The following is a 26,222-nucleotide window of genomic DNA, read 5'->3' as shown; positions in this document are numbered from 1 at the left end:
GTTAATTTTTTAATTTAGATGAATATTTTGTTTATATTTTGTCTTTCCCTTTTCTTTTGATATTAAAAACTAATTTTTATTATTATTTTAGTTTAATTGAGTATTTTTTTATTTTAAAAAAGATAAAATCGCTCAATAAAGATGCGCAAACTAAGATTCTAAACTGTTCGTCTTTGTGAGGCGCAATTCAGGAAAATAATCTGAATTTACATGTTTAGCAGTAAAATATATTGCTGTCTATGCGTGGTTTTTGGCAAAAACTCATATCCGGTACGCAGTTAGGGATCATTGCCAGTTTTATCCGCTGAAATTTGACTTAGGGTGCTTTGTATAGAATCATAATATCGATTTCATTTAGTTGAACAGTTAAGCTGTCTGTCAAAAAACTAAATAGCAATTATCCTAAGAGCCAGAAATTAATTTCTGGGCTTGGGATATTCCTTGAATATAAATCCCTACTTTTTAATTAAAAGGTATAAATTCGATTATGAAACTGAATAAATTGGCAATGGTTTTAGGTCTTGGTGTCGCTTTAACTGCAGGCGCTGCAAATGCAGGTGGAAGTGACGATAACATGAATGATCGTGGTTTTGTTCATTTCAAAGGTTCTATTATTAATCCGACTTGTTCAATTAAAAATTCCCATATTGATGTTAATTTTGGCGAAGTTCGGACTTCTAAGTTTAAGTCTAATCCAGATGGTCAATCCGAACGTATACCTTTTGATATTATTTTAGACAAATGTTCTGATATCACAGGAAAGAAAATTACCACCACGTTCACAGGTGATACGGTTGATGCTAACGGCGATCTTTTAGCTATTAAAGGTAAAGCTAAAGGTGTAGGCATCCAGATTGGCGACTTAAATGATGGTGAGAACGGAAGACTGGTTCGTTTCGGCATGCCTACAACGGGTGTAGATGCAGTTGATAACCGCCTGCGCTTTGATGCGAACCTGAAAACAATCCCTGGTCAGACTGTAACAACAGGTGACTTCTATGCATTCGCATACTTTACTTTGAACTACCTGTAATAGTGAAAACTAAAGGCTAGTTTTTAGTTGCTTAATGTCAGGGAGCTCATGTTATTTTGATTTTTATTTGGGCTTCCTGACATCACTATTAAGCTTATTTCAAACATGCGCTGTGTTTAATAACGGTGCTTAAAACTGATAAGAAAGCGATTTAAGTGGCTGAGAACTGAAAAGCTTCTTTAAACTTAATTGAAGTCGATGTTTTCTCAGTTACCTATATTCGGAAAATCACACATTCTGCCATACATACGGATTTGGCACTATCAGGCAGTAATTAAATTCAAATTGAATTATTAACGATTCATTGCTTAGAGGATGTTATGGCTTGGTTTATAGCTTCTATGAATCATGATTTTTCGTCTGTTAATAAAGAAACACGCAGTAATAGAAAAAGAATCTTTAATAAAAACCACGTGCTTAATAAACAAAGAATAGCTAATAAAATAAATACAAAACCTCCGATGCCCGGAATTAAGCTACTTTCTGCTCTGATACTATTTTCTCTATCCGGTATCCAGTTTGCCTATTCTAAGCCCATTGAATTCAATACTGACGCGCTGGATATTAATGAGCGCTCCAATATTGATTTGGAGAAGTTTTCCCGTGCAGGCTATATCATGCCGGGGAACTATATGATGGCAGTTCGGGTGAATCAGTCTGAATTGCAGGATATGTATCCTATTGACTTTCTCGTGCCGGATAATGATCCGAAAGGCAGTGAAGCCTGTATCTCACCAGAATTAGTGAAAAGAATCGGCCTGCAATCAAAATGGGCTGATAAATTAGTCTGGCAGAATAATGAAAAATGCCTTGATCTGAATAGCCTGCCGGGGACGTTAGCTAAAGGGGATTTAGCCACCTATACCCTGTATTTAGTTGTTCCTAAAATCTATCTGGAATATGAATCACCGAATTGGGATCCTCCTTCCCGCTGGGATGAAGGTGTACCCGGATTGTTATTTGATTACAACCTTTATGCGCAGGCAACTAAACCCGATCATGGTAATGCTCGCCAGCAAATCAGCGCAAATGGCACGGCAGGTATGAATGCCGGCGCGTGGCGCTTCCGTGCAAACTGGCAGAGCAGATACGATCACGATAATACCGGCAAGAACAGTTCGGATGAGACAAATCGCTCCAGTTCCAGAAAACGCAGTTGGGATTGGACCCGCTACTACGCGTATCGCGCACTTCCCACGATGGAAGCTAAGCTGACACTGGGAGAGAGTTACCTTAATTCCAATATTTTCGATAGCTTCCGTTACACCGGCATTAGTCTGGTAACAGATGAAAATATGTTGCCACCCAATTTACGGGGCTATGCCGCTGAGGTGACAGGGGTTGCGAAAACCAATGCCAAAGTCACTATCAGCCAGATGGGAAGAGTGTTGTATGAAACTCAGGTTTCCGCAGGCCCATTCCGTATTCAGGATCTCAGTGATGCCGTCGCAGGGACATTGGATGTCAGAATTGAAGAGCAGGATGGTAGTGTTCAGCAATTTCAGGTTAATACGGCAACCGTTCCTTTCCTAACGCGCCCCGGACGTGTGCAGTATAAATTTATTGGCGGACAATCCACGAATGAAAAGCATCGTCGTGAAGGGCCGGCTTTTGGTCTGGGCGAATTCTCCTGGGGGATCAATAACGGCTGGTCATTATATGGCGGGCTTTTGGCTGCGGGTGACTATGACGCCTTATCGCTGGGGATAGGACGTGATTTGCTGATGTTTGGGGCATTGGCGTTTGATGTAACAGGTTCAAGAGCAAAATTGCCGGGTGAGGACAAAACGTTGACGGGGGGATCTTATCGTCTCAGTTACTCGAAACGTTTTGAAGAATACAACAGTCAGCTGACATTTGCCGGATATCGCTTCTCTGAACGCGATTTCATGAGCATGGGGCAATATATTGACCGTCGTTACCGTTCCCGAAATGTATCCTCTGATAGTGGAAAAGAACTTTATACCGTTAATTTAAATAAACAATTTAATGAATTAGGGTTCAGCACTACGTTCAGCTATAGCCACCAAACTTACTGGAATAGGCCAACGAATAACCGCTATGACCTCTCTTTATCTAAACATCTGGATATAGCGCGTTATAAAGGTATCTACGTCAATTTATCCGCTTATCGTAACAATTTCGACAATAAGAAAGATGACGGCTTGTATCTGAGCCTTTCCATTCCTTGGGGAGAAACAGGAACTGTCAGCTATAACGGATTAGTCAATCGTCAGGGTAATGGTCATACCGTCGGCTATTTCAATCGAATTGATGATCGTAATAACTATCGTATTTCAACAGGTGTGAATACACGTGGAAGAGCAACAGTAGACGGTTATTACACCCATTATGGTGATGAGGCATTAGTGACCGCCAGCGCCAGCCACCAATCCGACAGTAATACTAGTGCAACTCTGGGTTTACAGGGTGGGATCACTGCAACGAGCAAAGGCGTCGCTTTACACCGTACGAATATAGCGGGTGCAACCCGTCTGATGGTCGATACCGAAGGTGTACGGAATGTGCCTGTCCAGACCTACGGCTCTTCAGTTCACTCCAATTACTTTGGCAAAGCAGTACTGGCTGATGTGAACAGCTATCACCGCAATACCGCAAATATTGACTTGGATAAATTGCCGGATGACGTGGAAGCAATGCGTTCGGTTCAGTTGGCGACCTTAACTGAAGGTGCCATTGGATACCGTAAATTTCAGGTGATGTCCGGGATTAAAGCCATGACAGTGATCCGTTTGCCTGATGGTTCGTTCCCGCCTTTTGGTGCATCTGTTACGAATGCCAAGCAACGGGAAATCGGCATGGTGAGTGATGATGGATATGCCTACCTGAGTGGAATGACAAAAGGTGAAAAATTGCAGATTCATTGGGATGGACGTGCTCAATGTGAGGTGACTGTACCAGATGATATCTCTTCAGAGTATTCAACCGCATTTTTACTGCCTTGCCAGTTTTTAAATGTAAATGATAAGTAAAAAGTAATAAGAAAAACCAAGGAATAGGTTTTTAGTGAAGTATTGCATTAATTTTTAATGCGGCAGTGCCGATATTAATTGATCGCAGTAATAAATATACGTTTTTAAAGCATGAGCTAATGACACTATGAAACTGAAAAAAATTCTAATGATAGCTGCCGTAACGGTAACAAGTTTAATGTCAGTGCATCAGGCAACGGCGGCGATAGCATTAGATCGTACCCGGGCTATTTTTAACGGGAATGAAAAATCTGTCAGCTTGAATATTGAAAATCAACACCCTGATTTACCGTATTTAGCACAGGCATGGATTGAAGACGAGCAGGGAAATAAAATCAACAGCCCACTCGTTGTTGTTCCGCCTGTTCAGCGTATTGAAGCCGGGATGAAGAGTCAGATTAAGATTCAGACACTACCCGCGATAGCGCAATTACCTCTGGATAGAGAAAGCCTGTTCTATTTCAACGTGCGTGAAATTCCACCACGCAGTGAAAAATCAAATGTTCTGCAACTCGCGATACAGACGAAAATCAAGTTGTTCTACCGTCCGGAAGCGGTTATCGCACGCCGTGTGGATCTGGACAACCCGTGGCAGGAAAAACTGACGTTAACCCGTCAGGGAAACCAATATGTGCTGAATAACCCAACGCCGTATTACGTCACAATTGCAGAAGGCCAGAGTCAAGTTAAAGGCAAGCCGGTCGAGGGTTTTAAGCCATTCATGCTGGCACCTAAAAGCAGTGAAACACTGGGCGGAACAGCCAGCGCTTTTGGTAGTAACCCCGTTTTGACTTATGTCAATGACTATGGCGGGCACCCGCAGTTAGCTTTTAGTTGTAGTGGCAATAACTGTACGGTGACAAAGATTCTCGATGAAGAGGGCTGATTAGATTTGGTGAATCACAAACAGACTTCACCCAATCATAATGAATTTTAGGATGAATAATAATGAATTCGTTAAGTATAAAGTTCTCTGATTTTGCGCGGAAATTATTAGCACTGCCGGGCTTATTCCTACTGGGAATGAGCATTCAGCAAAATGCTTATGCGCAAGATAACCTGCGTCAAAATGTCAGAATTACGATGACTGTACTGGCGCCTTCCTGTGTGATTAAACCGGAAGATAAAGCGATGGAAGTGGATTTTGGCAGTATTACCAGCCGGGATCTTTATTTACATCAGCGCATACCAAGCCAGCCATTCCGCCTGCATCTGGAAGAGTGTGATCCTAAAGTCGCGCAGAAAGTGAATATCAAGTTTGTCGGGCAAGAAAGCAAAGAGCAGCCGGGATTATTAGCGTTCAGTCACGGCAGCAATGCTTCTGGTGCGGCTATTGGTATGGAAAAACTGGATGGTACACCACTTCCTTTTAATAAAACGGCTCAGTTCTCACTTGCTGGCACGAACAGCAGCCATGTTATTCCGTTTCAGGCCTATGTCAAAGCCGATCCTAACGCACTTTTGCAAAACAAAATTGGTGTAGGAGAGTTCAATGCGATGGCAACTTTTGAGCTTAGTTATGAATAGCTACGCCAGTCTTCTGGGTGATTTCCATGATATTCGGGCCAAGTTTGGGGCTATTTAGGGAAATAAATTATGCGCCATATTAAAAAATCATTAATGAAGTTTTCTGCATCATTATTTTTCTTAACTGCTTCATATGCTTATGCTGGAGCTTATGTTATGCCCGTGAATACCACTACATCGGGTAAACAAACCATTACGACGATGGAACTGATTGAATGGACTGAAGAAGAGGGAATTGAGAATCCTTGTTATAACAAGCCACAATGCTATGTTGGCCCGGATGTCCAATATAACAACGGTAAACAGCCGGGCATGTATGGTTCCTGTATTGATGCGAAAGTATGTTTGACTGATGCTCATAAATACCGGACAACTGCCGATGTTATGCGGGCTTATAAAAGCCAGCTTGGAATTCCTAAACGGGTCACATTCCCGATTATTACTGCGAATGCACAGTGTGTCGGCTTGTTTTATACCAACCAGATATCATCAGGTTATGGTACAGCTCAAAAATTTCCTAATTCAACCTGTAATAAATTACCGCCTGCAAACCAAAGTTGTGAACTTATTGTTCCCGTTGAAATTGCTTATGGTGAATTAAAAGCCTCAGATGTTAATAACGCCACCCGTTCTATTAATGGACAGTTTAGCTGTGCACTTTATAGCAACAAAATAATGCTACAGGTTAAGTCTATTAATAACGAAGACAAAGTTTATCTCGATGCTAATAAGCAAATTTATTCAGCATTACAGATTGACGGAAAGAATGCAGCCGATGGAGTGAATGTCACTGCTGAGGGAAAATATATCCCTTCCACTTTCACTCTGACTTCCACACTGCACACATTAATACAACCGAAAGCCGGTAAATATGAAGGTACAGCAGTTGTCTTACTAACCTATTTATAATGAGGGTAAAGATACTATGCGAGTCAGTATGCTGGTAGGTAAACGGATCCAAATGAAGCGAAAAGAGCTTGGGATAACAGCAGCAGAGCTGGCGGACAGAATCGGCGTCAGTCACCAGCAGTTATCACGTTATGAACGGGGAACGAATCGAATTAGTCTGGAACATTTGGTTGTTGTCTCTATTACTCTGAAAACACCTGCAAGCTGGTTTCTGGAAGATTGTTTTATTAAACCCGCACCTCAAATGAAAAACCAACATACCTGTGTGGCTGAAACAATATTAGATTTATCTTGAATAAAAAGTATTAATTAGGACGGTGTGATTAAATTTATAGAAAAGCCATCTCAAATTAGAGGTGGCTTTTTCTTTATTCGGAAACTTAACGCTCGGATTAACTTTTAGTTTAATGTTATATGCCTCCTGTTAACCCTCATAAAAGCTTGATGAGTTGTTATTTTTTGAGAACAAAATAAATTCTATTTATCGTTATTTTGTTGTTCAATTGTCATTAGATATACGGCGTTTAAAACGCTATGTTTCATATATACGTCGTCTTGGCTGCACTCGTTCACCCCAGATACCGTTTTTATAAATATACGGTTATCTATGCTCACGGGAATGAACTCCCTTGCTGTTGCGACGTATCTTGAAATCTATTGTGTATAGCATTACAGCTGGAAGCAATCACCACCGGGATATTCTCTTTAAATCCTAATCAACGTATCCATAGCGCACTTCAATTTGTAACCGTTATTTTGGTTGAGTTTTTTTATTAATATTGAGGCATTTATCGTCACTGTTACTTTTTATCTTCATGCAAGGAAAAAGCACTATGAGTAAATTGTACCTTACTGATCCCGAAAGAGATGACCATGACCGTGACATTACGCGATCTAACGACTATCTACAAAACATGGCTGAGCGTTACGATAATTTCGTGTCAGATGGCATCATGGATATGATCGGTAGAGTATTTCATCGAACACCTTGTAAGAATGTTTCTGTTAGCTATAACCCAATTCATGCTGACAGGACACAAGAACGTGAAGTTTTGCATTTAGGCTCCTATAACTATTCTGGGCTCAATGGTCACCAAAAGATCATCGAATCCAGTATTCATGCAACTTATCAATACGGAACCACATCAAGCGGTGTACGTCTTCTTAATGGTACTAGTGATCTACACCTTGAAATGGAACAGCGGCTGGCTAAATTCCTTGATGTGGAAGACGTTATCACTTTCAGTTCGGGGTTTTCTGCGAATCTCGCCGCTCTCTCCACGCTATGCCGTGAAGGTGACATCGTTTTCAGTGACATGCTTAACCATCAATCTATCGTTGATGGCCTGAAACTGAGTGGCGCAACGACCCGAATCTACCAACATGCTTCTCTGAAAAGTCTTGAGAACAAGCTCCGCCAAGCGCCACTTCAAACACGCAAATTTATTATTACTGACGGTGTTTTCAGTATGGATGGTGATTTGGCGCCTTTGCCCGGGATTGTCGAACTAGCTCGGAAATATCATGCATTTGTCATTGTTGATGATGCTCATGGCACCGGACATATTGGCCCGAATGGTCGGGGGATTTGTGCTCATTTTGGCATAACGGATCAGATTGATGTTATTACCGGTAGTTTGAGTAAAGGCTTGCCCGGCATTGGCGGATTCATTGCTACAAGTAAGAAAACAGGAAACATTATCCGTATTGCTGCAAATCCTTATATTTATTCTGCTTCATTGCCTCCGGCTGTACTGGCTTCAATCATCAGTGCCATCGATATTCTTGAGAACTCACCTCAGTTGACTTTGGAGTTGCAAGCCAAAGGTCAGTATTTCCGCCAGAAATTACGTGATGCAGGATTTAACATACTCAACAGCGAAACGGCCATTGTGCCGTTGATTACGGGGGATGAACGTTGTTGTTTCGCCATGGCTCGTATGCTTCATGAGAAAGGCATATACGTTAATCCTGTGACTTACCCTGCGGTAAGTAAGACACGAGCACGTATCCGGATTAATTTGAGCGCAAATCTGAACGACGAAGAGTTGGACTATAGCATTCGTACTTTAATCCAGATTGGTCAGCAACTGGCTTTGATATAAAAAAACAGCGCCCTTACTGATTGGATAACCAACTTTGGGGGCGCTGTCTTTTATTCGCTTAAATTACTTGGTAATTTTTGCGTGCATTTCTTGTACGGAAATGACTTGTTCAGTTGGGTCAGCACTGAGTGCCATGGTGGTTGCGAAACCGCCATTCAGGGTGGTGTCATAATGCACTTTATATTGCAGTGCGCTGCGACGAAGCAGTTTTGAATCTTCAATCGCCTGACGGCCTGCGGTGGTATTGACGATGTAGTCATATTCACCGTTTTTGATTCTGTCCTGAATGTGCGGGCGACCTTCATGCACTTTGTTTACCAGACGTGGGTTGATTCCTGCTTCACCCAAGACAACCGCAGTACCATGAGTAGCATCCAGTTCAAAGCCCTGCTTAACTAATTGAGCTGCCAAATCAACAACACGCTCTTTATCGCCTTCACGTACCGACAGCAGTGCGCGGCCTTTTTTACCCATGATGGAGTTACTGCCCAGCATTGCCTTGGAGAAAGCTTCAGCAAAGGTACGGCCAACACCCATGACTTCACCGGTAGAGCGCATTTCTGGCCCCAGAATCGGGTCAACTCCCGGGAATTTATTGAATGGCAGTACGACTTCTTTTACGGAGTAGTAAGGAGGAATGATTTCCTTGGTGACACCCTGTGATTGCAAGGATTGCCCGGCCATGACACGCGCAGCGACTTTCGCCAGCGGCATGCCCGTTGCTTTGGAAACGAAGGGGACAGTACGTGCTGCACGTGGGTTCACTTCGATCAGATAAACTTCGTTGTTTTTCACAGCAAACTGAACGTTCATCAAACCACGGACACGTAATTCAAAGGCCAGCTTCTCAACCTGATTACGCATTACATCCTGAATTTCCTTGCTCAAGGTATAGGCAGGCAAGGAGCAGGCTGAGTCACCAGAGTGAACACCCGCTTGTTCAATATGTTCCATGATACCGCCGATCAGGACGCGTTCGCCGTCACAGATAGCATCCACATCAACTTCAACTGCATCATCAAGGAAGCGATCCAGCAGAACCGGTGCATCGTTAGAAACACTGACCGCAGTTTGGAAATAACGACGCAGGTCAGATTCGTCATATACGATTTCCATTGCGCGACCGCCCAGTACGTAGGAAGGGCGAACCACCAGCGGATAACCGAGGTTGTTACCTTTTTCTATCGCCTGTTCGATGGTTGTCACAGTGGCATTTGCCGGCTGTTTCAGGCCAAGACGGTTTACTGCTTGCTGGAAACGTTCACGGTCTTCTGCACGGTCAATGGCATCCGGGCTGGTACCGATAATTGGCACTCCAGCGGCTTCCAGTTCGCGCGCCAGTTTCAGCGGAGTCTGGCCGCCGTACTGCACGATCACGCCTTTTGGCTGTTCAACGCGGACAATTTCCAGTACGTCTTCCAGTGTTACCGGCTCAAAATAAAGGCGGTCGGAGGTATCGTAATCTGTTGAAACTGTTTCAGGGTTACAGTTAACCATGATGGTTTCGTAACCGTCTTCGCGCAGCGCCAGAGCAGCGTGTACGCAGCAATAATCGAATTCAATGCCTTGCCCGATACGGTTCGGGCCGCCCCCCAATACCATGATTTTTGGCTTATCATTATTTGGGTTAGCTTCGCACTCATCTTCATAAGTGGAGTACATGTAGGCAGTATCGGTTGAAAACTCAGCCGCACAGGTATCTACACGTTTGTAAACCGGATACAGACCATAATCATGGCGCAGTTTACGGATCTCTTTTTCGGATACGCCAGCCAGTTTTGCCAGACGCGCATCAGCAAAACCTTTACGTTTCAACTGACGAAGGAAGCCGGAAGTCAGGCCGTTGATACCTTGCTCTGCAACCATATCTTCCAGACGAACCAGCTCTTCAATCTGTACCAGGAACCAGCGATCAATGTTGGTCAGGTTGAAGATACCATCAACGGACATACCCGCGCGGAAGGCATCGGCAACGAACCAGATACGCTCAGCGCCAGCATCTTTCAGTTCACTACGGATTTTGGTCAGTGATTGTACATCATCCAGATTAACTTTCGGGTCAAAACCTGTTGCGCCGACTTCCAGACCACGCAATGCTTTTTGCAGCGATTCCTGGAAAGTGCGGCCAATCGCCATGACTTCACCAACGGACTTCATCTGAGTGGTCAGACGGTCATTACTGCCGGCAAATTTTTCGAAGTTGAAACGAGGGATTTTAGTGACGACATAGTCAATCGATGGTTCGAAAGACGCAGGAGTCAGCCCGCCGGTGATGTCATTCATCAGCTCGTCAAGGGTGTAACCAACCGCCAGTTTTGCCGCGATTTTTGCAATAGGGAAGCCAGTCGCTTTGGAAGCCAGCGCGGATGAACGGGAGACTCGCGGGTTCATCTCAATGACAATCAGGCGGCCATTTTTAGGGTTTACTGCAAACTGTACGTTTGAACCACCGGTCTCGACACCAATTTCACGCAGTACTGCCATCGAGGCATTACGCATGATTTGATATTCTTTATCCGTCAGAGTCTGGGCTGGTGCGACAGTGATGGAGTCACCGGTATGGATACCCATCGCGTCAAAGTTTTCAATGGAGCAGACGATGATGCAGTTGTCACTTTTGTCACGAACAACTTCCATTTCATACTCTTTCCAACCAATCAGTGATTCATCGATCAGCAGTTCATTCGTTGGAGAAAGGTCCAGACCGCGCTCGCAGATCTCTTCAAACTCTTCGCGGTTATAAGCGATACCACCGCCTGTTCCACCCATGGTGAAAGAAGGGCGGATGATACAAGGGAAGCCGACGTCTTCAGCGACTGCCAGTGCTTCTTCCATAGTATGAGCGATGCCGGAACGTGCGGTATCCAGACCGATTTTCTTCATCGCTTTGTCAAAACGCTGACGATCTTCTGCTTTATCAATGGCATCTGCGGTTGCACCAATCATGGTGACACCGAATTCCTGCAACACACCCTGACGTTCCAGTTCCAGTGCGCAGTTAAGTGCTGTTTGCCCGCCCATTGTTGGCAGGACGGCATCCGGACGTTCTTTTTCAATAATTTTGCGTACAACTTCCCAGTGAATCGGCTCGATATAAGTGGCATCAGCCATTTCCGGGTCAGTCATGATGGTTGCCGGGTTGGAGTTCACCAGTATGACTCGGTAACCTTCTTCTCTCAGTGCCTTACAAGCTTGCGCACCTGAGTAGTCAAATTCACATGCCTGACCGATAACAATCGGACCTGCACCCAAGATCAGGATACTTTTAATATCAGTACGTTTTGCCATTTTCCTTTTTCTCCTGATTATTTGGTGTTCTGAGCGTTTTGCTGACGATACTGTTCAATCAATTCAATAAAGTGGTCGAACAGAGAAGCGGCTTCATGCGGACCAGGGCTGGCTTCAGGGTGACCCTGAAAACTGAATGCAGGTTTGTCAGTACGGTGAATACCTTGCAGTGTGCCGTCAAAGAGTGATTTATGAGTTACGCGCAGGTTTGCTGGTAATGAACTTTCATCAACGGCAAATCCGTGGTTTTGTGCCGTAATCATCACGACATTGCGATCTAAATCTTTCACAGGATGGTTGCCACCGTGGTGACCAAACTTCATTTTGACCGTTTTTGCACCGCTTGCCAGAGCCAGTAACTGATGCCCCAGACAGATACCAAATACTGGGATTTCAGTATTCAGGAAGGTTTTAATTGCCTCGATGGCATAGTCACAAGGTTCTGGGTCACCGGGACCATTGGACAGGAAGACCCCATCCGGTGCCATTTTCAGCACTTCGTCCGCTGGCGTTTGGGCTGGTACGACCGTCACGCGGCAACCACGGTCCACCAGCATACGCAGGATGTTACGTTTTACACCAAAATCATAAGCGACAATGTGATATGGCAGTTCTTGCTCTTTACGGGCTTCCGGCAACTCTTCTGTCAGTGTCCAGCTCCCCTGTAACCACTGATAAGGCTGTGCCGTGGTGACTTCTTTCGCCAAATCCATACCTTTCAGGCCGGGGAATGCTTTTGCTTTTTCCAGTGCAATTTGAACATCCGCTTCATTACCCGCAATGATACAGCCGTTTTGCGCACCTTTTTCGCGCAACAGGCGGGTCAGCTTACGTGTATCAATATCCGCAATCGCAACAATGTTATGATTTTTCAGATAATCAGACAGATTATTTTCACTACGGTAGTTGCTGGTGATGAGCGGTAAATCGCGGATTACTAAGCCTTGGGCCTGAATGGCGGGAGATTCTTCATCAGCACTATTAATGCCGACATTTCCAATATGAGGATAGGTGAGAGTAACAATTTGGCGGGAATAGGAAGGGTCGGTAAGTATTTCTTGATATCCGGTCATTGAGGTATTGAAGACCACTTCTCCAACAGCCACACCCTCTGCACCTATGGCGCGACCGTGAAATTGGGTCCCATCTTCTAGAACCAATATAGCTGACTTAATCAAAACGCCCTCCGGGAATGAATAACAAATCGCACTCAATGCATATTAATTCGGAATTAATCCTTTAAATCAATGCCAATCATGTTCTTTGTCGAAATTTTGGCAAATTGCGCGCATTCTAATGATGAGAACGGGGATTGTCTACAAAAAATCCCTTTTTTATTGGTTTTTTTGCGAAGCTCAATCCAACATTGTTGAAATATGCCTGAAAATTATAAGTAAAGTGCGATTATATGCTCGATTAATGTGAAATTAAATTTTAAAACTGAAAAAACTATGCGGTTTTCAGTACCTATGGGAGAAAAGATGATAAAAATGACAATTTATGATGTAAAAGTGAGAATAATTAACGACTCGTATTATATTCTTTATTTAAATGTGTAATTACGCATTTATTGAAAAATAATCACGTAATTACATATTGTTATAAATTCAATAAATCATAAGTTTTCGAGATTAAGGACATCTTTCATGTCATAAAGACCACTATTTTTATTGGTTATCCAAGTTGCTGCTTTAACAGCGCCGTTTGCGAAAGTCATCCGGCTTGAGGCTTTATGGGTTATCTCGACGCGTTCCCCAATATCAGCAAAAATAGCGGTGTGTTCTCCGACAATATCACCGGCTCTTATGGTGGCAAAACCAATACTTTTCGGGTCTCGTTCGCCAGTATGGCCTTCCCGGGCATAGACTGCACATGTTTTCAGATCACGGCCTAATGTATGAGCAATGGATTCTCCCATTGCCAGCGCTGTTCCGGATGGTGCATCCACTTTATGGCGATGGTGAGCTTCAATAATTTCAATGTCTGTATGTTCTCCCATGACTGTTGCTGCTTTCTCCAACAGTTTCAGGACAAGGTTGACACCAACACTGAAATTCGCGGCAAAAACAATCGGGATATCACGGGAAGCCTCTTTAATAGCTTGCTTACCTGCGTCATCAAACCCGGTTGTACCAATGATCACCGCTTTACGGTGTTGATGACAAATGCTGAGATAGGTCAGCGTGCCTTCCGGGAGAGTAAAGTCGATCAAAACGTCAAAGTCATCAATAACAGAGAGGAGGTTATCATGGATCGTAATACCGTTCGTACCAATGCCAACCAATTCTCCGGCATCCGTTCCCACCAATGAAGAACCTGAGCGCACCAGAGCAGCTCCCAGTGTAACGCCATCCGCCTGCTGAACTGCCTGAATGAGATTGCGCCCCATACGGCCACTGGCCCCTACGATAGCAATGCGAATATCTGTATCAGCCATAAGGCCCCCGCGATAGTGAATATCAATTTTTAATTGAGGTGATAAAGTAAATTGCCTACAGCTTAACTGGCAATAGCGGGCTGTGCCAGACTTAGAGGGATGCCATAAGGAAAACAGAGATCAGACGGGCAGTTATAAAAAATGCTAAAGATGGACTACTCCCCGGCCTCAGGTAATTCGTAATGACAATGATGATGATCCTGAGCTACTTTTTTATCTTGAATATTCTCTTGGCGGAGTCTTTCAGCAAGGAACTCTATAAATGCACTAAGCTTTGGAGATAAATACCGCGTTGGCGGATAAAGCACCCATAATTCACCAGTGTAATTGGCCTTAAAGTTCCAGTCAGGCAGGAGCTGAACCAGCCTCCCTGCTGTAAGGCATGTCTGGCGGTAAAATAGGGCAAGCTACTAATACCAATGTGTTTCAGTGCTGCATCAAGCCTTACACCGGTATGATTGGCGGCGTAACGCCCCCGAATATTGACAGTGACAGTTTTGCTACCCTGACTGAACTTCCAGCGTGAATCTCCCGGTTCTTCACCAAGATAGATGCAGCTATGAGTTTTCAGATCATGGGGATGTTGTGGTGTCCCGTGTTCTGCAAGGTATTCCGGTGTGGCACATAACATATGCCAAATCTTCAGTAATCGTCGCCCCATCAGGCCCGGAGGGGGCTGATCCGTGATCCGTATGGCGAGATCAACTTCATCATCTATTAAATCCACATACCTGTCATCGAGCCGCAAATTGATATCGACTTTAGGGTAACGGGTAAGAAAAGCCGGTATATGAGGATGAACGACAAAACGCCCTACCGCTTTAGGCACACTGACTCGGACTATACCTTGTGGCTCACCGCTAAAGTTTCCTGATGCAGACATGACGGCCTGAGCTGAATTCATCATGTCCAGACAATGTTCATAAACCTGTTGCCCACTCTCACTTAATCGAAGTTTACGTGTTGTTCTTTGTAACAGGCGGGTTCCGAGCGCTTTTTCCAGTCTGGCTACAGAGCGGCTAATTGCAGAAGGTGTCGCTGCTAACTGACGGGCAGTTTCAGAGAAACTACCTGTTTCAACGACTTTGGCGAAAATAGCCATTTCCCGCATCAGGGTTATCGCGTTATTTGTGCTCATAGGTCAAAAGTTATTTGGTTTTTGGATGGATTATCGCTACTGAGTTTATTTAATACAATCAGGATATTCTGCTTATATAAAGAGTATTAAATATGCTTTCTAACTATCTACATGAATTTTTGGGGCTTGCGCTGATCCATTTTCTGGCTGTTGTTGCGCCGGGGCCGGATTTTGCCGTGACGATCAGACAAAGCATACGCTTTGGCCGTTTGGCGGGAATTTTTACCGCTATCGGTATTGGTGTGGGGATATCAGTCCATGTGATTTATACACTGATTGGGGTTGGTGCATTAATCCACTCAACGCCTTGGTTGATGACAGTCGCTAAAATAATTGGTGGTGTATATATATGCTATTTGGGTATTCAATTTATCAGAAGCAAACCGGAACAGGCTGATTTTGTTCTTTCTCATGAAGCGCCAGTGCAGCAGCAAAATCTGCGAAGAGCTTTTTTTATCGGGTTTATGACCAATGCCACAAATCCCAAAGCAACCCTATTCTTTCTGGCTGTTTTTACAACGATTGTCAGTACGGCTACGCCGCTATCTGTTCAGGTTTTTTATGGAGTATGGATGTGTATGGTTAATGCGGTATGGTTTATTCTGGTTAGCTGCTTTTTTTCCAACCCTGTGATTAGATTGAAATTTATTCAGATGGGGTATTGGTTTGAACGTGGAATTGGCGTAATTCTGATTGGTTTTGCCGCTCGTCTTATGTTTATTTCAGTATAACAGGAATTGACTCAGTACAGTAACAGCGTATTATAATTTTACCCAAGGATGGTTTGTACTTATAAATATTATTTTTTATTTTCGATATTCTTTAAATTTATTTTAGATATTAATATTCAATAAGATAAAATAACAGGATAATGAAAAATATGTAATTATTTTAATATAACAAGAGGATAATGACATGTTTAGGACAAAATCTTTAAATATTAATCGTCCGGTTGAATTCGATTCTTTAGCTCGTTCTAAATCTTTCTCAGATATGAGGTCATTACCAACGGCATTAAATAATATCAGATATTCTATTATTACGAAGGAAGTTGAACCCCAAGAAGTTGTTCGTGCAACGAACATTATTAAAAAAAACATGGGTATTGATTGGGTTAATTTTCATTCCTATAGGCAGCTTGATGAAGAACAAGAAAGGTGGTATCAACGACATGAGAAAGCAACGAATATATTTAGTTCTATGTTATATGAGGTGAAGAATCACCTTAAAAACATGGAAAAAAATAAAAAAGAGGAAATGACTTTTTTTGTTTCTTATTTCAGAAATATCCCTATAGGAGCTTTAACATTATCACTTGAATACAATGAGATACCTGAGGTTTCTTTCATAGCAACTCATTGTGGCATTCGTGATTGCGGTGTTTTATTAATAGAAGAAGCTGTCAATAAATCACAACAATTAGGAATGGGTGGGAGGCTTAAACTCTACTCATTACAAGGGGCTGAGTCAGCATATATAAATATGGGTTTTTTTGAAGAATATGGAGAGATGTATTTAGAGCCCTCTAAACAAAATAATAAATGGCAATGGAATGAGAAGGAAAAACGGTATAAATTATTTTGTTAATCATTTTTTTAATTTGGTTTTAATTCTACGCAAGTTCCATTTCCGTCGAATAATCAATCAAAGTTAAATTTTTATTTAATTGATTTAAATAAAAATAATGACGATAAATTCAGTTATTTTTCATATAGAAAAGGTCATTTATATTATGTTTAGGTCAAAATCTTTTTCTACCCCAAAAACCATGGAGTCTGAATCTTTAACCCGTAAAAAATCTTATGCAGAACCATGGCCAAAATCAATTGATATCAGATGTTCTATAGTTATCAAGAAGGTTAGTCTATCAGACGCATCTAAAGCAATGCAAGAAATAAAGGATAAGACAATGAATGATGAATGGTTGAGTTCTAATTTTTCTGGTCAGCTTGATGAAGAACAAACAAAATGGAATTTTAGATATAAACAGGCATGGGGAATATTTAATTTTTTATATTCTGACATTGATGATTACATAAAATTAGTAGATGATAAAAAATTAGTAGATGATGAAAAATTAGTAGATGATAAAAAAGGATTATTTTTTGTTGCTTATTTCAGAGGTGTCCCTATTGGTATTCTACAATTAATTTTTACTAATGAAATGACGAAAATTGTTTTTTTAGCAACTCATTGTGGCATTCGTGGTTGTGGTGTTTTATTGATTGAATATGTAGTAAATGAATTACAACAATTAGGAAAGGATAGGAGGTTGACACTTTTCCCATATAAAAACGCGAGGCCGGCGTATATAGCGATGGGATTTACTGGGAGTGAACGAGAAATGATGCTGGATCCTACAACGAGTGATAAATGGTTATGGGATAATAAAAAGAATCGTTATACATATAAATTTATCTAAACATTAAGGCGTTGTAATTTAATTTTGTCTGCTTTGGAGGGAGTACTGGATGAAATAGCTACACCCGATAAAGTATAATAAGGAAATGAATATTATGTTTAGATCAAAATCTTTTAATATTCCTCGTGCTGTAGATTGTAGCTCTTTGACTCGATCCAAATCGATCTCAGATATGTATACAGCATCTGTTGATATGAAAATATTTATTACAATCAAAGAGGTCAGTCCAAAAGAAGCATCCAGAGCAACGGATGTGATGATGGATGAAACTATGACTCCTGATGACTGGTATTATTTTTATTCTCCTAAGCCTGATGAGGATAAAATAAAATGGGAAAAAAGATATTCTGATTCAATAGAAGTGATTAATTACATAGCGAGGAATGCAGTGCTTCAATCTATGCCACCAGTGTTGGGAAGAGCTAATTATCCCGGAGCAAATAAGTTCTTTTTTGTTGCTTATTTTAAGGGAGTTCCTGTCGGAGCTTTACAATTATCAGAGTACGATAAAGATGAACATGATATACCTAAAGTTGATTTTCTTGCAACGCATTGTGGCATTAGAGGTTGTGGCATTTTATTGATTGAATACGCGGTAAATAAATCACAACAATTAGGAAAAAAGGGGAAATTAAGACTTCAGCCATATAGTGGAGCTAAAATTGCCTATATGAATATGGGGTTTATTGAGGAAAAAGGCAATAAAAACAATTTGGAACTACACCCTGATGAAAGAACTGATAAATGGATATGGAGTAATAATGATCAAAGTTATAAATGTAAATGTTTTTGTATTTAGCTTTAGCAAAGGTAATTAATAACATGTTCAGATCAAAATCTTTTAATATTCATCATCCAATCGGTTCTGGTTCTCTAACCCGCACTAAATCCTTTTCAGAGTTATGGCTAACATCAATTGATATCAGATGTTTTATCACCGTTAGAGAAGTTAAAGCCTCAGATGCACTACATGCAACGAGAATGATAAAAAATAAAACAATGCTTCCTGATTGGAGAGTTGACGATTCTTCTGGCCCGATTAGTTCAGAGCAACAAAGTTGGAATGCAAGATATGATGAGTCACTCGATATATTTGTGGGGATTGAGGAAAATATAGCGGGTTACATTGCTGACTCAAAAAATATTAGTAAATTAGGTATGGTATTTTTTGTTGCTTATTTTAAGGGGGTTCCTGTAGGTGTTATGCAGTTATCAATGAAGCATAAGTTACCTCATATTTCTTTGTTGGCAACACACTGTGGTATCCGAGGTTGTGGCCCTTTACTGGTTGAATATGCAGTCAATAAATCACAGCAGTCAGGCAAAAAAGGAAAACTAAAACTCCAGCCATTTGAGAAAGCAAAGCCAGCGTATATGAAGATGGGATTTATTCAAAAAGGTAAAGAAGATCAAAAACTACAGTTAAATCCTGCTAAAAGAACAGATAAATGGATATGGGATGAACGTTCCCAGTGTTATAAATATAAATTATGTGAAATTTTATCTTAAATACGGGGTATATATAATGTATAGATCAAGATCTTTTAATACTAACCACTTTGTCACTCCTGATTCTTTGTCGCGAGCTAAATCTTTACCCAATATGCGGTTCAAATCAATCAATATCAGACATTCTATCGTCGTTAAGGTTGTTGAACCATTAGAAGCACTTAACTCAGCACAAAAAATTACTATCGAAACGATGAATGATGAGTGGGACAGTTTTATTTCTGATAAGAGAAAGTGCGGTGTGCAGAAATTTGACCAAGAACAATGTCGATGGGGTTTGAGATGTAATAATGCACGTAATATATTTCAACATATCTTGGATAATGCAAGTGATTGTATTAATGGCCAAGGAACGAGTTCAGAATCTACGTTTTTCATTGTTGCTTATTTCGACGCTATTCCTATAGGAATTTTAAATTTATTAGTGAGGCGAAATAATGATGAGTTACCGGAGATTGTTTATTTGGCATCTCATTGCGGTATTCGGGGATGCGGTCCTTTACTTGTTGAAAAAGCAATAAATACATTATTACAGCTAGGAATGCCCGGGGATATCAGGCTTCTTCCTCTGAAAGATGCAGTACCTGCGTATATAAATATGGGATTTACTACATTATATGGAGAAATGGTATTATATCCTTCTGAATGTAGTGATAAGTGGAAATTTAATGCAAAGGAGGACTGTTATAAATATATCTTTATCTAAATTACCGCTAATACATTATAAAAACTGTAGTCCCGGCTTTTTGCAAGAAAATTATTGATGATGAATAAATTAAATTTTCTAACAAAAAGCCAGGACAAATTATCTTAATTGACTTCTTTTACTTCAACACGCAGCTCTTTCGGGACTTCAAAGACAATATTTTCTTCACGCCCATGCAGTTCATTAACTGTTTTAGCTCCCAGATTTTTTAAACGCTCAATGACTTGCTGCACCAGAATATCCGGGGCAGAGGCACCGGCAGTGACGCCAATAGCGCTGATATTATCAACCCATTCTTCTTTGATATCTTCTGCAGAATCAATTAAATAAGCGGGTTTCCCCATGCGTTGTGCCAGTTCAGCCAAACGGTTGGAGTTTGATGAATTTTTGGAGCCTACCACAAGAACAACATCGGCATCGGTTGCCAGATCACGAACCGCTTCCTGACGGTTAGTTGTGGCATAACAGATATCGTCCTTACGTGGCCCTATAATATTCGGGAATCGGGCATTAAGTGCATCAATGACGTCTGAGGTATCATCCACAGAAAGCGTAGTTTGTGTCATAAAGCACAGGTTATTTTCATCTTTGACCTGCAGTTTCCATACATCTTCCGGTGATTCCACCAGATACATACCGCCTTCAGGGTTGTTATACTGCCCCATTGTTCCTTCTACTTCAGGGTGGCCGGCATGCCCGATCAGAATGGCTTCTTTGCCCTTGCGACTCGCCCGGGCAACTTCCATATGTACTTTTGTGACCAGCGGACAGGTTGCATCAAACAGCATAGTCAGATTACGGGAACGTGCTTCCGCACGGATAGCCTGCGAAACGCCATGTGCGGAGAAGATCAGAATTGCACCATCAGGGACATCTGAAATTTCCTCAATAAAAATAGCGCCTCGTTCCCTGAGATTATCAACTACATAGCGGTTATGAACGACTTCATGACGAACATAAATCGGAGCGCCATAGAGTTCTAAAGCACGCTCAACAATGCTGATGGCACGATCAACACCAGCACAAAAACCACGAGGGTTAGCCAGCAATATTTGCATGGTTTTCCTCCAACTGAGGGTCTATTTCCAACACTTCAATTTCGAAAGTGATGTTTTGATCAGCCAGCGGATGGTTAAAGTCAACAGTGATGGAACCTTCCGCGACTTCTTTGATAAATCCCGGCATTTCACTGCCGTTTATCGCCGTAAATAGCATGATAGTGCCAGCTTCAGGAATACCTGAATCGGCAAAATCACGGGGCGTGAAGTATTGTACTAAATCAGGATTATGTTTGCCGAAGACAGTTTCGCCTGCCAGTGTGAATTGATGTTTATCGCCAGTTTTCAGACCAAGAAGCTGCTGTTCCAGTGGCTCAGAGAGGCTGCCATCACCTAAACGGAATAATGCGGGTTTACCTTGGCTGTGAGTCGAGTCTGCTGTTGAGCCATCATCCAGCTTTAGGGTGAAATGTAATAAAACAGCACTGTGCGCTTGCACCTGCATTGACATATCGCTCAAACCTTTTAATAAAAAACGATTGCAGTTATACCCGTCGTCTTTCTAAGTTGCCTCTTTGTTGACTACGTTCACTGACTTGCCACTATGATGCAACCTGAAATCCATTGGGTATTGATGGAATGACCAGCCCCGGTTTATTACCGAGGCTGGTTTCTTATTGTTTTTTTAGTGACTATTTTTCGATGACTGCTCTTTCGATGAGGCTTTTTTATCACCCGGGCTGGTAAAGCTCTCAATGATGATGAGTGCTGCCCCGATGCAAATTGCAGAATCTGCAATATTAAAGGTAGGCCAGTGCCATTCTCCGACATAAAAGTCGATGAAATCGACAACAAAACCGTGTACTAACCTATCGAACAGATTTCCCAGTGCTCCACCAATCACCAAAGCATAAGCAATGTTGCTCAGTTTCTGCTTGGCACTGGAACGATACATCATGACCAGTAATGTGATACAGATAGCAATTGCAATCAATGCAAAGAACCAACGTTGCCAGCCGCCTTTGTCAGCCAGAAAACTAAATGCTGCCCCAAAGTTCTGTGCATAAGCCAGATTAAAATAGGGTATTAGTGGCATAGATTCATACAGGCTGAAGTTTTGCAATACTAACTGCTTACTGCCCAGATCCAATATCAATACCACAACAACTAACCAAAGCCAGCGGAGGCCAGTGGAACAAATGGGTTTCTTCATCAGGCAAATTTACGCTCTTCACCGTTACCGGCAACGTTAGTCACACAGCGGCCACAAAGTTCTGCGTGTTCCGCCACCAATCCCAAGTCTTTAGCATAGTGCCAGCAACGTGGGCATTTTTCACCGTCTGCTTTACGGAAGGCAATTTTAAGACCCTGAAGTTCGCTCTGTTGCGCATCATCACCAGCAGTGGCGTACGACGCGACTTCTGCTTGTGAAGTTAACAGTACAAAACGTAGCTCATTTGACAATTTGTTGAGGGTTTCGGCCAGTGCTTCATCAGCATACAGTGTTACGGAAGCTTCCAGTGAACTGCGGATGTGTTTATCAGCACGAGCCTGTTCCAGAACTTTATTCACTTCACTACGAACTTCGAGCAGCTCAGCCCAGAAAGTATCGTTCATATCTTCACTCTCTGCCAGACCGAACAGGCCATCGTACCACTCTTCGGTTAGAACGAACTGAGCACGTTTACCCGGCAGTTCATTCCAGATTTCATCAGCAGTGAAGGAAAGGATCGGAGCCATCCAGCGAACCAGTGCTTCTGCGATATGATACAGAGCGCTCTGGCAGCTACGACGCGCAACACTGTCGCTTTTCGCGGTGTATTGACGATCTTTGATGATATCCAGATAGAATGAACCCATTTCTACAGAGCAGAACTGCATCAGACGCTGAACAACGGCATGGAAGTCGCATTCATCATAGTGTTTGAGGATATCAGCCTGTGCAGCCTGCGCACGACCTACCGCCCAGCGATCCAGAGTCACCATGTCTTCTGCTTTCACCATATGCTGCTCAGGATCGAAACCATTCAGGTTTGCCAGCAGGAAGCGCGCAGTATTACGGATACGGCGGTAAGCATCAGCAGAACGCTTCAGGATTTCATCAGAAACTGCGATTTCGCCGGAGTAATCGGTTGAGGCAACCCACAAACGCAGAATATCTGCACCCAGTTTGTTCATTACATCCTGTGGGCTGATAGTGTTACCGATAGACTTGGACATCTTACGCCCGTGTTCATCAACGGTGAAACCGTGAGTCAGAACCTGACGGTAAGGTGCTTTGCCTTTGATGGCGGTAGAAATCATCAGTGAAGACATGAACCAGCCACGGTGCTGATCGGAGCCTTCCAGATAAATATCTGCGGAATGACCATTGAATTCAGGACGGGCATCGACAACGGAAGAACAGGTACTGCCTGAGTCAAACCAAACATCCAGTGTATCCTGAGCTTTCATGTAATCTGCCGCTTCATCACCCAGCAGCTCTGACATGTCCAGATCCCACCATGCCTGAATGCCATCCACTTCAACACGTTTGGCAACTTCTTCGATCAGCTCCGGTGTACGAGGATGCAGTTCCTGTGTTTCTTTATGCAGGAACAGAGACATTGGTACGCCCCATGTACGCTGACGGGAGATACACCAATCCGGGCGGTTCTCGACCATGGATTCGATGCGTGCTTGTCCCCAACCCGGGATCCACTCAACACCTTTGATTTCTTTCAGTGATTGTTCACGCAGGCCATTCTGATCCATGCTGATAAACCATTGTGGCGTTGCACGGAAGATGATTGGCTTTTTGTGACGCCAGCAGCAAGGATAGCTGTGCTGAATTTTTGCCAGACTCAGTAATGCACCTTTTTCTTGCAGCATCTCAACGATGATATCGTTCGCTTTGAACACAAACTGACCATCCAGTGATGGATAAGTCCCGGAGATGTAGCAGCCATTCGGGCCGACCGGGTTTGCGATTTCAAGACCATACTTAAGGCTGATAGTATAGTCATCCGGGCCGTGACCACCGGCAGTATGTACAGCACCTGTACCCGCATCCAGTGTGACGTGATCACCCAGAATTGCAGGGGAAGTAAAGCCCATGAATGGATGGTTAAAACGCATAAGCTCTAAATCAGCGCCTGTGCAATCGCTCATCACTTCCCATGAAGTGATACCGGCACGCTGCATAACGGATTCGACTAATTCTGCTGCCAGAATCAGGCATTCGTCGTTAACTTTAACCAATTGGTAGGTGATTTCCGCGCCCAGTGCAATTGCACGGTTAGCAGGCAGTGTCCACGGTGTGGTTGTCCAGATGACCAGAGAAACAGGCAGATTCTGTGGTTGTACACCAAATTTGGTATAGACGGCATCTGCATCAACGGCAGTGAAACGGACGTCGATGGAAGGGGACGTTTTATCGTAGTATTCAACTTCCGCTTCAGCAAGGGAAGAACCACAGTCAGTACACCAGTGAACCGGTTTAACACCTTTCAGCAAATGACCATTGCCGATGATACGACCCAGAGCACGGATGATGTCTGCTTCAGTTTTGAAATCCATGGTCAGGTAAGGTTTATCCCAGTCACCCAGAACACCCAGACGTTTGAAACCCGCTTTTTGTGTTTCGACCTGAGTCATTGCATATTTGCGGCACTCAGCCCGGAATTCGGCGGCGGAAAATTTTTCTCCCGGCTTACCAATAATCTGCTCAACCTTGAGCTCAATCGGCAAACCGTGACAGTCCCAACCCGGAATATAAGGCGAATCGTAGCCAGATAACCCTTTGGACTTAACAACAATATCTTTGAGAATTTTATTAACTGAGTGACCAATATGAATATCGCCGTTTGCGTATGGAGGGCCATCATGCAAAATAAAGCTCTTCTTGCCGGATTTTGCTTTTCTGATAGCCTGATACAAACCTTCTTTGTACCAACGTTTCAACATATCTGGTTCGCGCTTGGCTAAATCCCCGCGCATAGGAAACCCTGTTTCCGGTAAATTTAGGGTGTCTTTATAGTCACTCATTATAGATTCTCAGTTCCAATTTTCCGCTATACCCCTCAAGTGGGGTTCAAGTAGATGATTAGGATCGCTGCAAAAAGTATTCTCTCGCAGAGACCACATCATTTGCGATTTGCTGTTTAAGCGCATCAAGCGAAGCAAATCGCTGTTCATCACGCAATTTTTTGCGCAATACCACATCAATATGACGCCCGTACAGATCCATTTGGGTATCAATCAGATGTACTTCAAGTTGCTGGCCCTGACCAGCAACGGTAGGACGATTTCCGATATTGGCAACACCCGGCAAAGGAGTATCACCTAAACCGTAAACTTCAACAGCATAAACCCCCTTCACGGGAGCAACCAGCCGTTTCAGCGGTAAGTTTGCCGTGGGAAAACCAATAGTCCTTCCCAGACGATTACCGTGAACGATTCGACCACTGATGCTGTATGGATGCCCCAGTAATGTTTCAGCCAATGTTAGATCATCATGTTGCAATGATTGCCGAATGGCGGTACTGCTGATCCGCAACCCGCTGTCACAAAAGCTGTCTGTACTGGCAACATCAAAGCCGTATTGTTTACCTGCCTGTTGCAGATAGTGAAAATCACCAAGACGGTTTTTACCGAAACGGAAATCATCACCAACCGCCAGAAACTTAACACCCAGTTTTTCCACGAGCAACCGGGAAACAAATGCCTCCGGTGAATTGGCAGCAAAATTTCTATCAAATTTCACACATAACAAGTAATCAACACCATACCGGGATAAATATTTTATTTTATCCCGCAGCCGTGTCAGGCGGGCTGGTGCTTTATCAGCGACAAATACTTCCAGTGGCTGCGGTTCGAAAATCATCACCATTGTCGGTAACCCGAGACGCAGCCCTTCTTGCTTCAAATGTTTCAATAAAGCCTGATGCCCGCGATGGACACCATCAAAATTACCAATCGTCAGCACGCAACCATGGTGACGCGCCCGGATATTGTGTATACCGCGAATTAGCTCCATAGCTGGCTCAATACCGTGAAAATTGCCGGATTATACCTTGTACAACGCACAAGGTTAACCCACGATCACAAAGGGTTTTAATTAATAACCTGATTCATACAGTAAAAACAGGTTAGATGCCCGAAAAATATTTAATTTAT

21 protein-coding genes and 1 pseudogene are annotated in these 26,222 nt (G+C 42.8%); 13 read left to right on the top strand and 9 right to left on the bottom strand.

The window, feature by feature from the left end; all coding sequences use genetic code 11:
* Positions 1–487: 487 nt before the first annotated feature.
* From AAC855_RS14150 to AAC855_RS14120, 7 genes are all read left to right on the top strand, one after another.
* Positions 488–1,033, top strand: a complete 546-nt coding sequence (locus AAC855_RS14150) for a fimbrial protein (protein ID WP_340610450.1) — start codon at positions 488–490, stop codon at positions 1,031–1,033.
* A 320-nt stretch (positions 1,034–1,353) separates the two neighbouring features.
* Positions 1,354–4,026 carry an outer membrane usher protein gene (locus AAC855_RS14145; RefSeq protein ID WP_340610449.1) on the top strand — a complete coding sequence of 891 codons (2,673 nt, stop codon included), beginning with the start codon at positions 1,354–1,356 and terminating at the stop codon, positions 4,024–4,026.
* Between the two features lie 127 nt (positions 4,027–4,153).
* Complete coding sequence (locus AAC855_RS14140) at positions 4,154–4,912, top strand: fimbria/pilus periplasmic chaperone (RefSeq protein WP_340610448.1); 759 nt, start codon at positions 4,154–4,156, stop codon at positions 4,910–4,912.
* 62 nt (positions 4,913–4,974) lie between these two features.
* A complete protein-coding gene (locus AAC855_RS14135) occupies positions 4,975–5,553 on the top strand; it encodes a fimbrial protein (protein WP_340610446.1) in 579 nt (192 codons plus the stop codon).
* Between the two features lie 69 nt (positions 5,554–5,622).
* A complete protein-coding gene (locus AAC855_RS14130) occupies positions 5,623–6,462 on the top strand; it encodes an MrpH family fimbial adhesin (RefSeq protein ID WP_340610445.1) in 840 nt (279 codons plus the stop codon).
* A 16-nt stretch (positions 6,463–6,478) separates the two neighbouring features.
* A complete protein-coding gene (locus AAC855_RS14125) occupies positions 6,479–6,757 on the top strand; it encodes a helix-turn-helix domain-containing protein (protein ID WP_099125186.1) in 279 nt (92 codons plus the stop codon).
* A gap of 538 nt (positions 6,758–7,295) precedes the next feature.
* Entirely contained in the window at positions 7,296–8,567 is a 1,272-nt protein-coding gene (locus tag AAC855_RS14120; RefSeq protein WP_340610444.1) for an aminotransferase class I/II-fold pyridoxal phosphate-dependent enzyme, read from the top strand.
* A gap of 63 nt (positions 8,568–8,630) precedes the next feature.
* On the opposite strand, the gene carB is transcribed toward AAC855_RS14120, so the two are convergent.
* From carB to AAC855_RS14100, 4 genes and pseudogenes are all read right to left on the bottom strand, one after another.
* A complete protein-coding gene (carB, locus tag AAC855_RS14115; RefSeq protein WP_340610443.1) occupies positions 8,631–11,855 on the bottom strand; it encodes a carbamoyl-phosphate synthase large subunit in 3,225 nt (1,074 codons plus the stop codon).
* A gap of 17 nt (positions 11,856–11,872) precedes the next feature.
* The gene (gene carA, locus AAC855_RS14110) at positions 11,873–13,033 is read right to left on the bottom strand and encodes a glutamine-hydrolyzing carbamoyl-phosphate synthase small subunit (protein ID WP_340610442.1); all 1,161 of its coding nucleotides are present in this window, start codon (positions 13,031–13,033) and stop codon (positions 11,873–11,875) included.
* Between the two features lie 437 nt (positions 13,034–13,470).
* Positions 13,471–14,292, bottom strand: a complete 822-nt coding sequence (gene dapB / locus AAC855_RS14105) for a 4-hydroxy-tetrahydrodipicolinate reductase (RefSeq protein WP_340610441.1) — start codon at positions 14,290–14,292, stop codon at positions 13,471–13,473.
* Positions 14,293–14,447: 155 nt separating this feature from the next.
* Positions 14,448–15,430, bottom strand: a pseudogene (locus tag AAC855_RS14100) (LysR family transcriptional regulator).
* Between the two features lie 92 nt (positions 15,431–15,522).
* On the opposite strand from AAC855_RS14100, the gene AAC855_RS14095 reads away from it, so the two are divergent.
* The 6 genes from AAC855_RS14095 (at position 15,523) to AAC855_RS14070 (ending at position 20,067) form a co-directional block, all read left to right on the top strand.
* Positions 15,523–16,161 (top strand): LysE family translocator, encoded by a 639-nt coding sequence (locus AAC855_RS14095; RefSeq protein ID WP_340610439.1) that lies wholly within the window; start codon positions 15,523–15,525, stop codon positions 16,159–16,161.
* Between the two features lie 184 nt (positions 16,162–16,345).
* A complete protein-coding gene (locus AAC855_RS14090; RefSeq protein ID WP_340610438.1) occupies positions 16,346–17,017 on the top strand; it encodes a hypothetical protein in 672 nt (223 codons plus the stop codon).
* Positions 17,018–17,162: 145 nt separating this feature from the next.
* Positions 17,163–17,852: a GNAT family N-acetyltransferase gene (locus AAC855_RS14085; protein ID WP_340610436.1), complete on the top strand. Its 690-nt coding sequence runs from the start codon at positions 17,163–17,165 to the stop codon at positions 17,850–17,852.
* A gap of 94 nt (positions 17,853–17,946) precedes the next feature.
* Positions 17,947–18,651 carry a GNAT family N-acetyltransferase gene (locus tag AAC855_RS14080; protein ID WP_340610435.1) on the top strand — a complete coding sequence of 235 codons (705 nt, stop codon included), beginning with the start codon at positions 17,947–17,949 and terminating at the stop codon, positions 18,649–18,651.
* Positions 18,652–18,674: 23 nt separating this feature from the next.
* Positions 18,675–19,361 carry a GNAT family N-acetyltransferase gene (locus AAC855_RS14075; protein ID WP_340610433.1) on the top strand — a complete coding sequence of 229 codons (687 nt, stop codon included), beginning with the start codon at positions 18,675–18,677 and terminating at the stop codon, positions 19,359–19,361.
* Positions 19,312–20,067: a hypothetical protein gene (locus tag AAC855_RS14070; RefSeq protein ID WP_340610432.1), complete on the top strand. Its 756-nt coding sequence runs from the start codon at positions 19,312–19,314 to the stop codon at positions 20,065–20,067. The genes AAC855_RS14075 and AAC855_RS14070 overlap by 50 nt, the downstream gene beginning before the upstream one ends.
* Before the next feature lie 104 nt (positions 20,068–20,171).
* Here AAC855_RS14070 and ispH read toward each other — a convergent pair whose 3' ends face one another.
* The 5 genes from ispH to ribF form a co-directional block, all read right to left on the bottom strand.
* Entirely contained in the window at positions 20,172–21,125 is a 954-nt protein-coding gene (gene ispH, locus AAC855_RS14065) for a 4-hydroxy-3-methylbut-2-enyl diphosphate reductase (RefSeq protein ID WP_340610431.1), read from the bottom strand.
* Positions 21,106–21,576 (bottom strand): FKBP-type peptidyl-prolyl cis-trans isomerase, encoded by a 471-nt coding sequence (fkpB, locus tag AAC855_RS14060; protein ID WP_340610430.1) that lies wholly within the window; start codon positions 21,574–21,576, stop codon positions 21,106–21,108. The genes ispH and fkpB overlap by 20 nt, the downstream gene beginning before the upstream one ends.
* A gap of 174 nt (positions 21,577–21,750) precedes the next feature.
* Positions 21,751–22,278, bottom strand: a complete 528-nt coding sequence (gene lspA / locus AAC855_RS14055) for a signal peptidase II (protein WP_340610429.1) — start codon at positions 22,276–22,278, stop codon at positions 21,751–21,753.
* The gene (gene ileS / locus AAC855_RS14050; protein WP_340610428.1) at positions 22,278–25,091 is read right to left on the bottom strand and encodes an isoleucine--tRNA ligase; all 2,814 of its coding nucleotides are present in this window, start codon (positions 25,089–25,091) and stop codon (positions 22,278–22,280) included. The genes lspA and ileS overlap by 1 nt, the downstream gene beginning before the upstream one ends.
* Positions 25,092–25,149: 58 nt before the next feature.
* A complete protein-coding gene (ribF, locus tag AAC855_RS14045) occupies positions 25,150–26,082 on the bottom strand; it encodes a bifunctional riboflavin kinase/FAD synthetase (protein WP_340610426.1) in 933 nt (310 codons plus the stop codon).
* Positions 26,083–26,222: the final 140 nt, after the last annotated feature.

The organism is Xenorhabdus bharatensis (assembly GCF_037996705.1).
GTDB lineage: Bacteria > Pseudomonadota > Gammaproteobacteria > Enterobacterales > Enterobacteriaceae > Xenorhabdus > Xenorhabdus bharatensis.
Note: the sequence above shows the minus strand (reverse complement) of the source record. Positions and strands in the feature narration are given on the sequence as shown.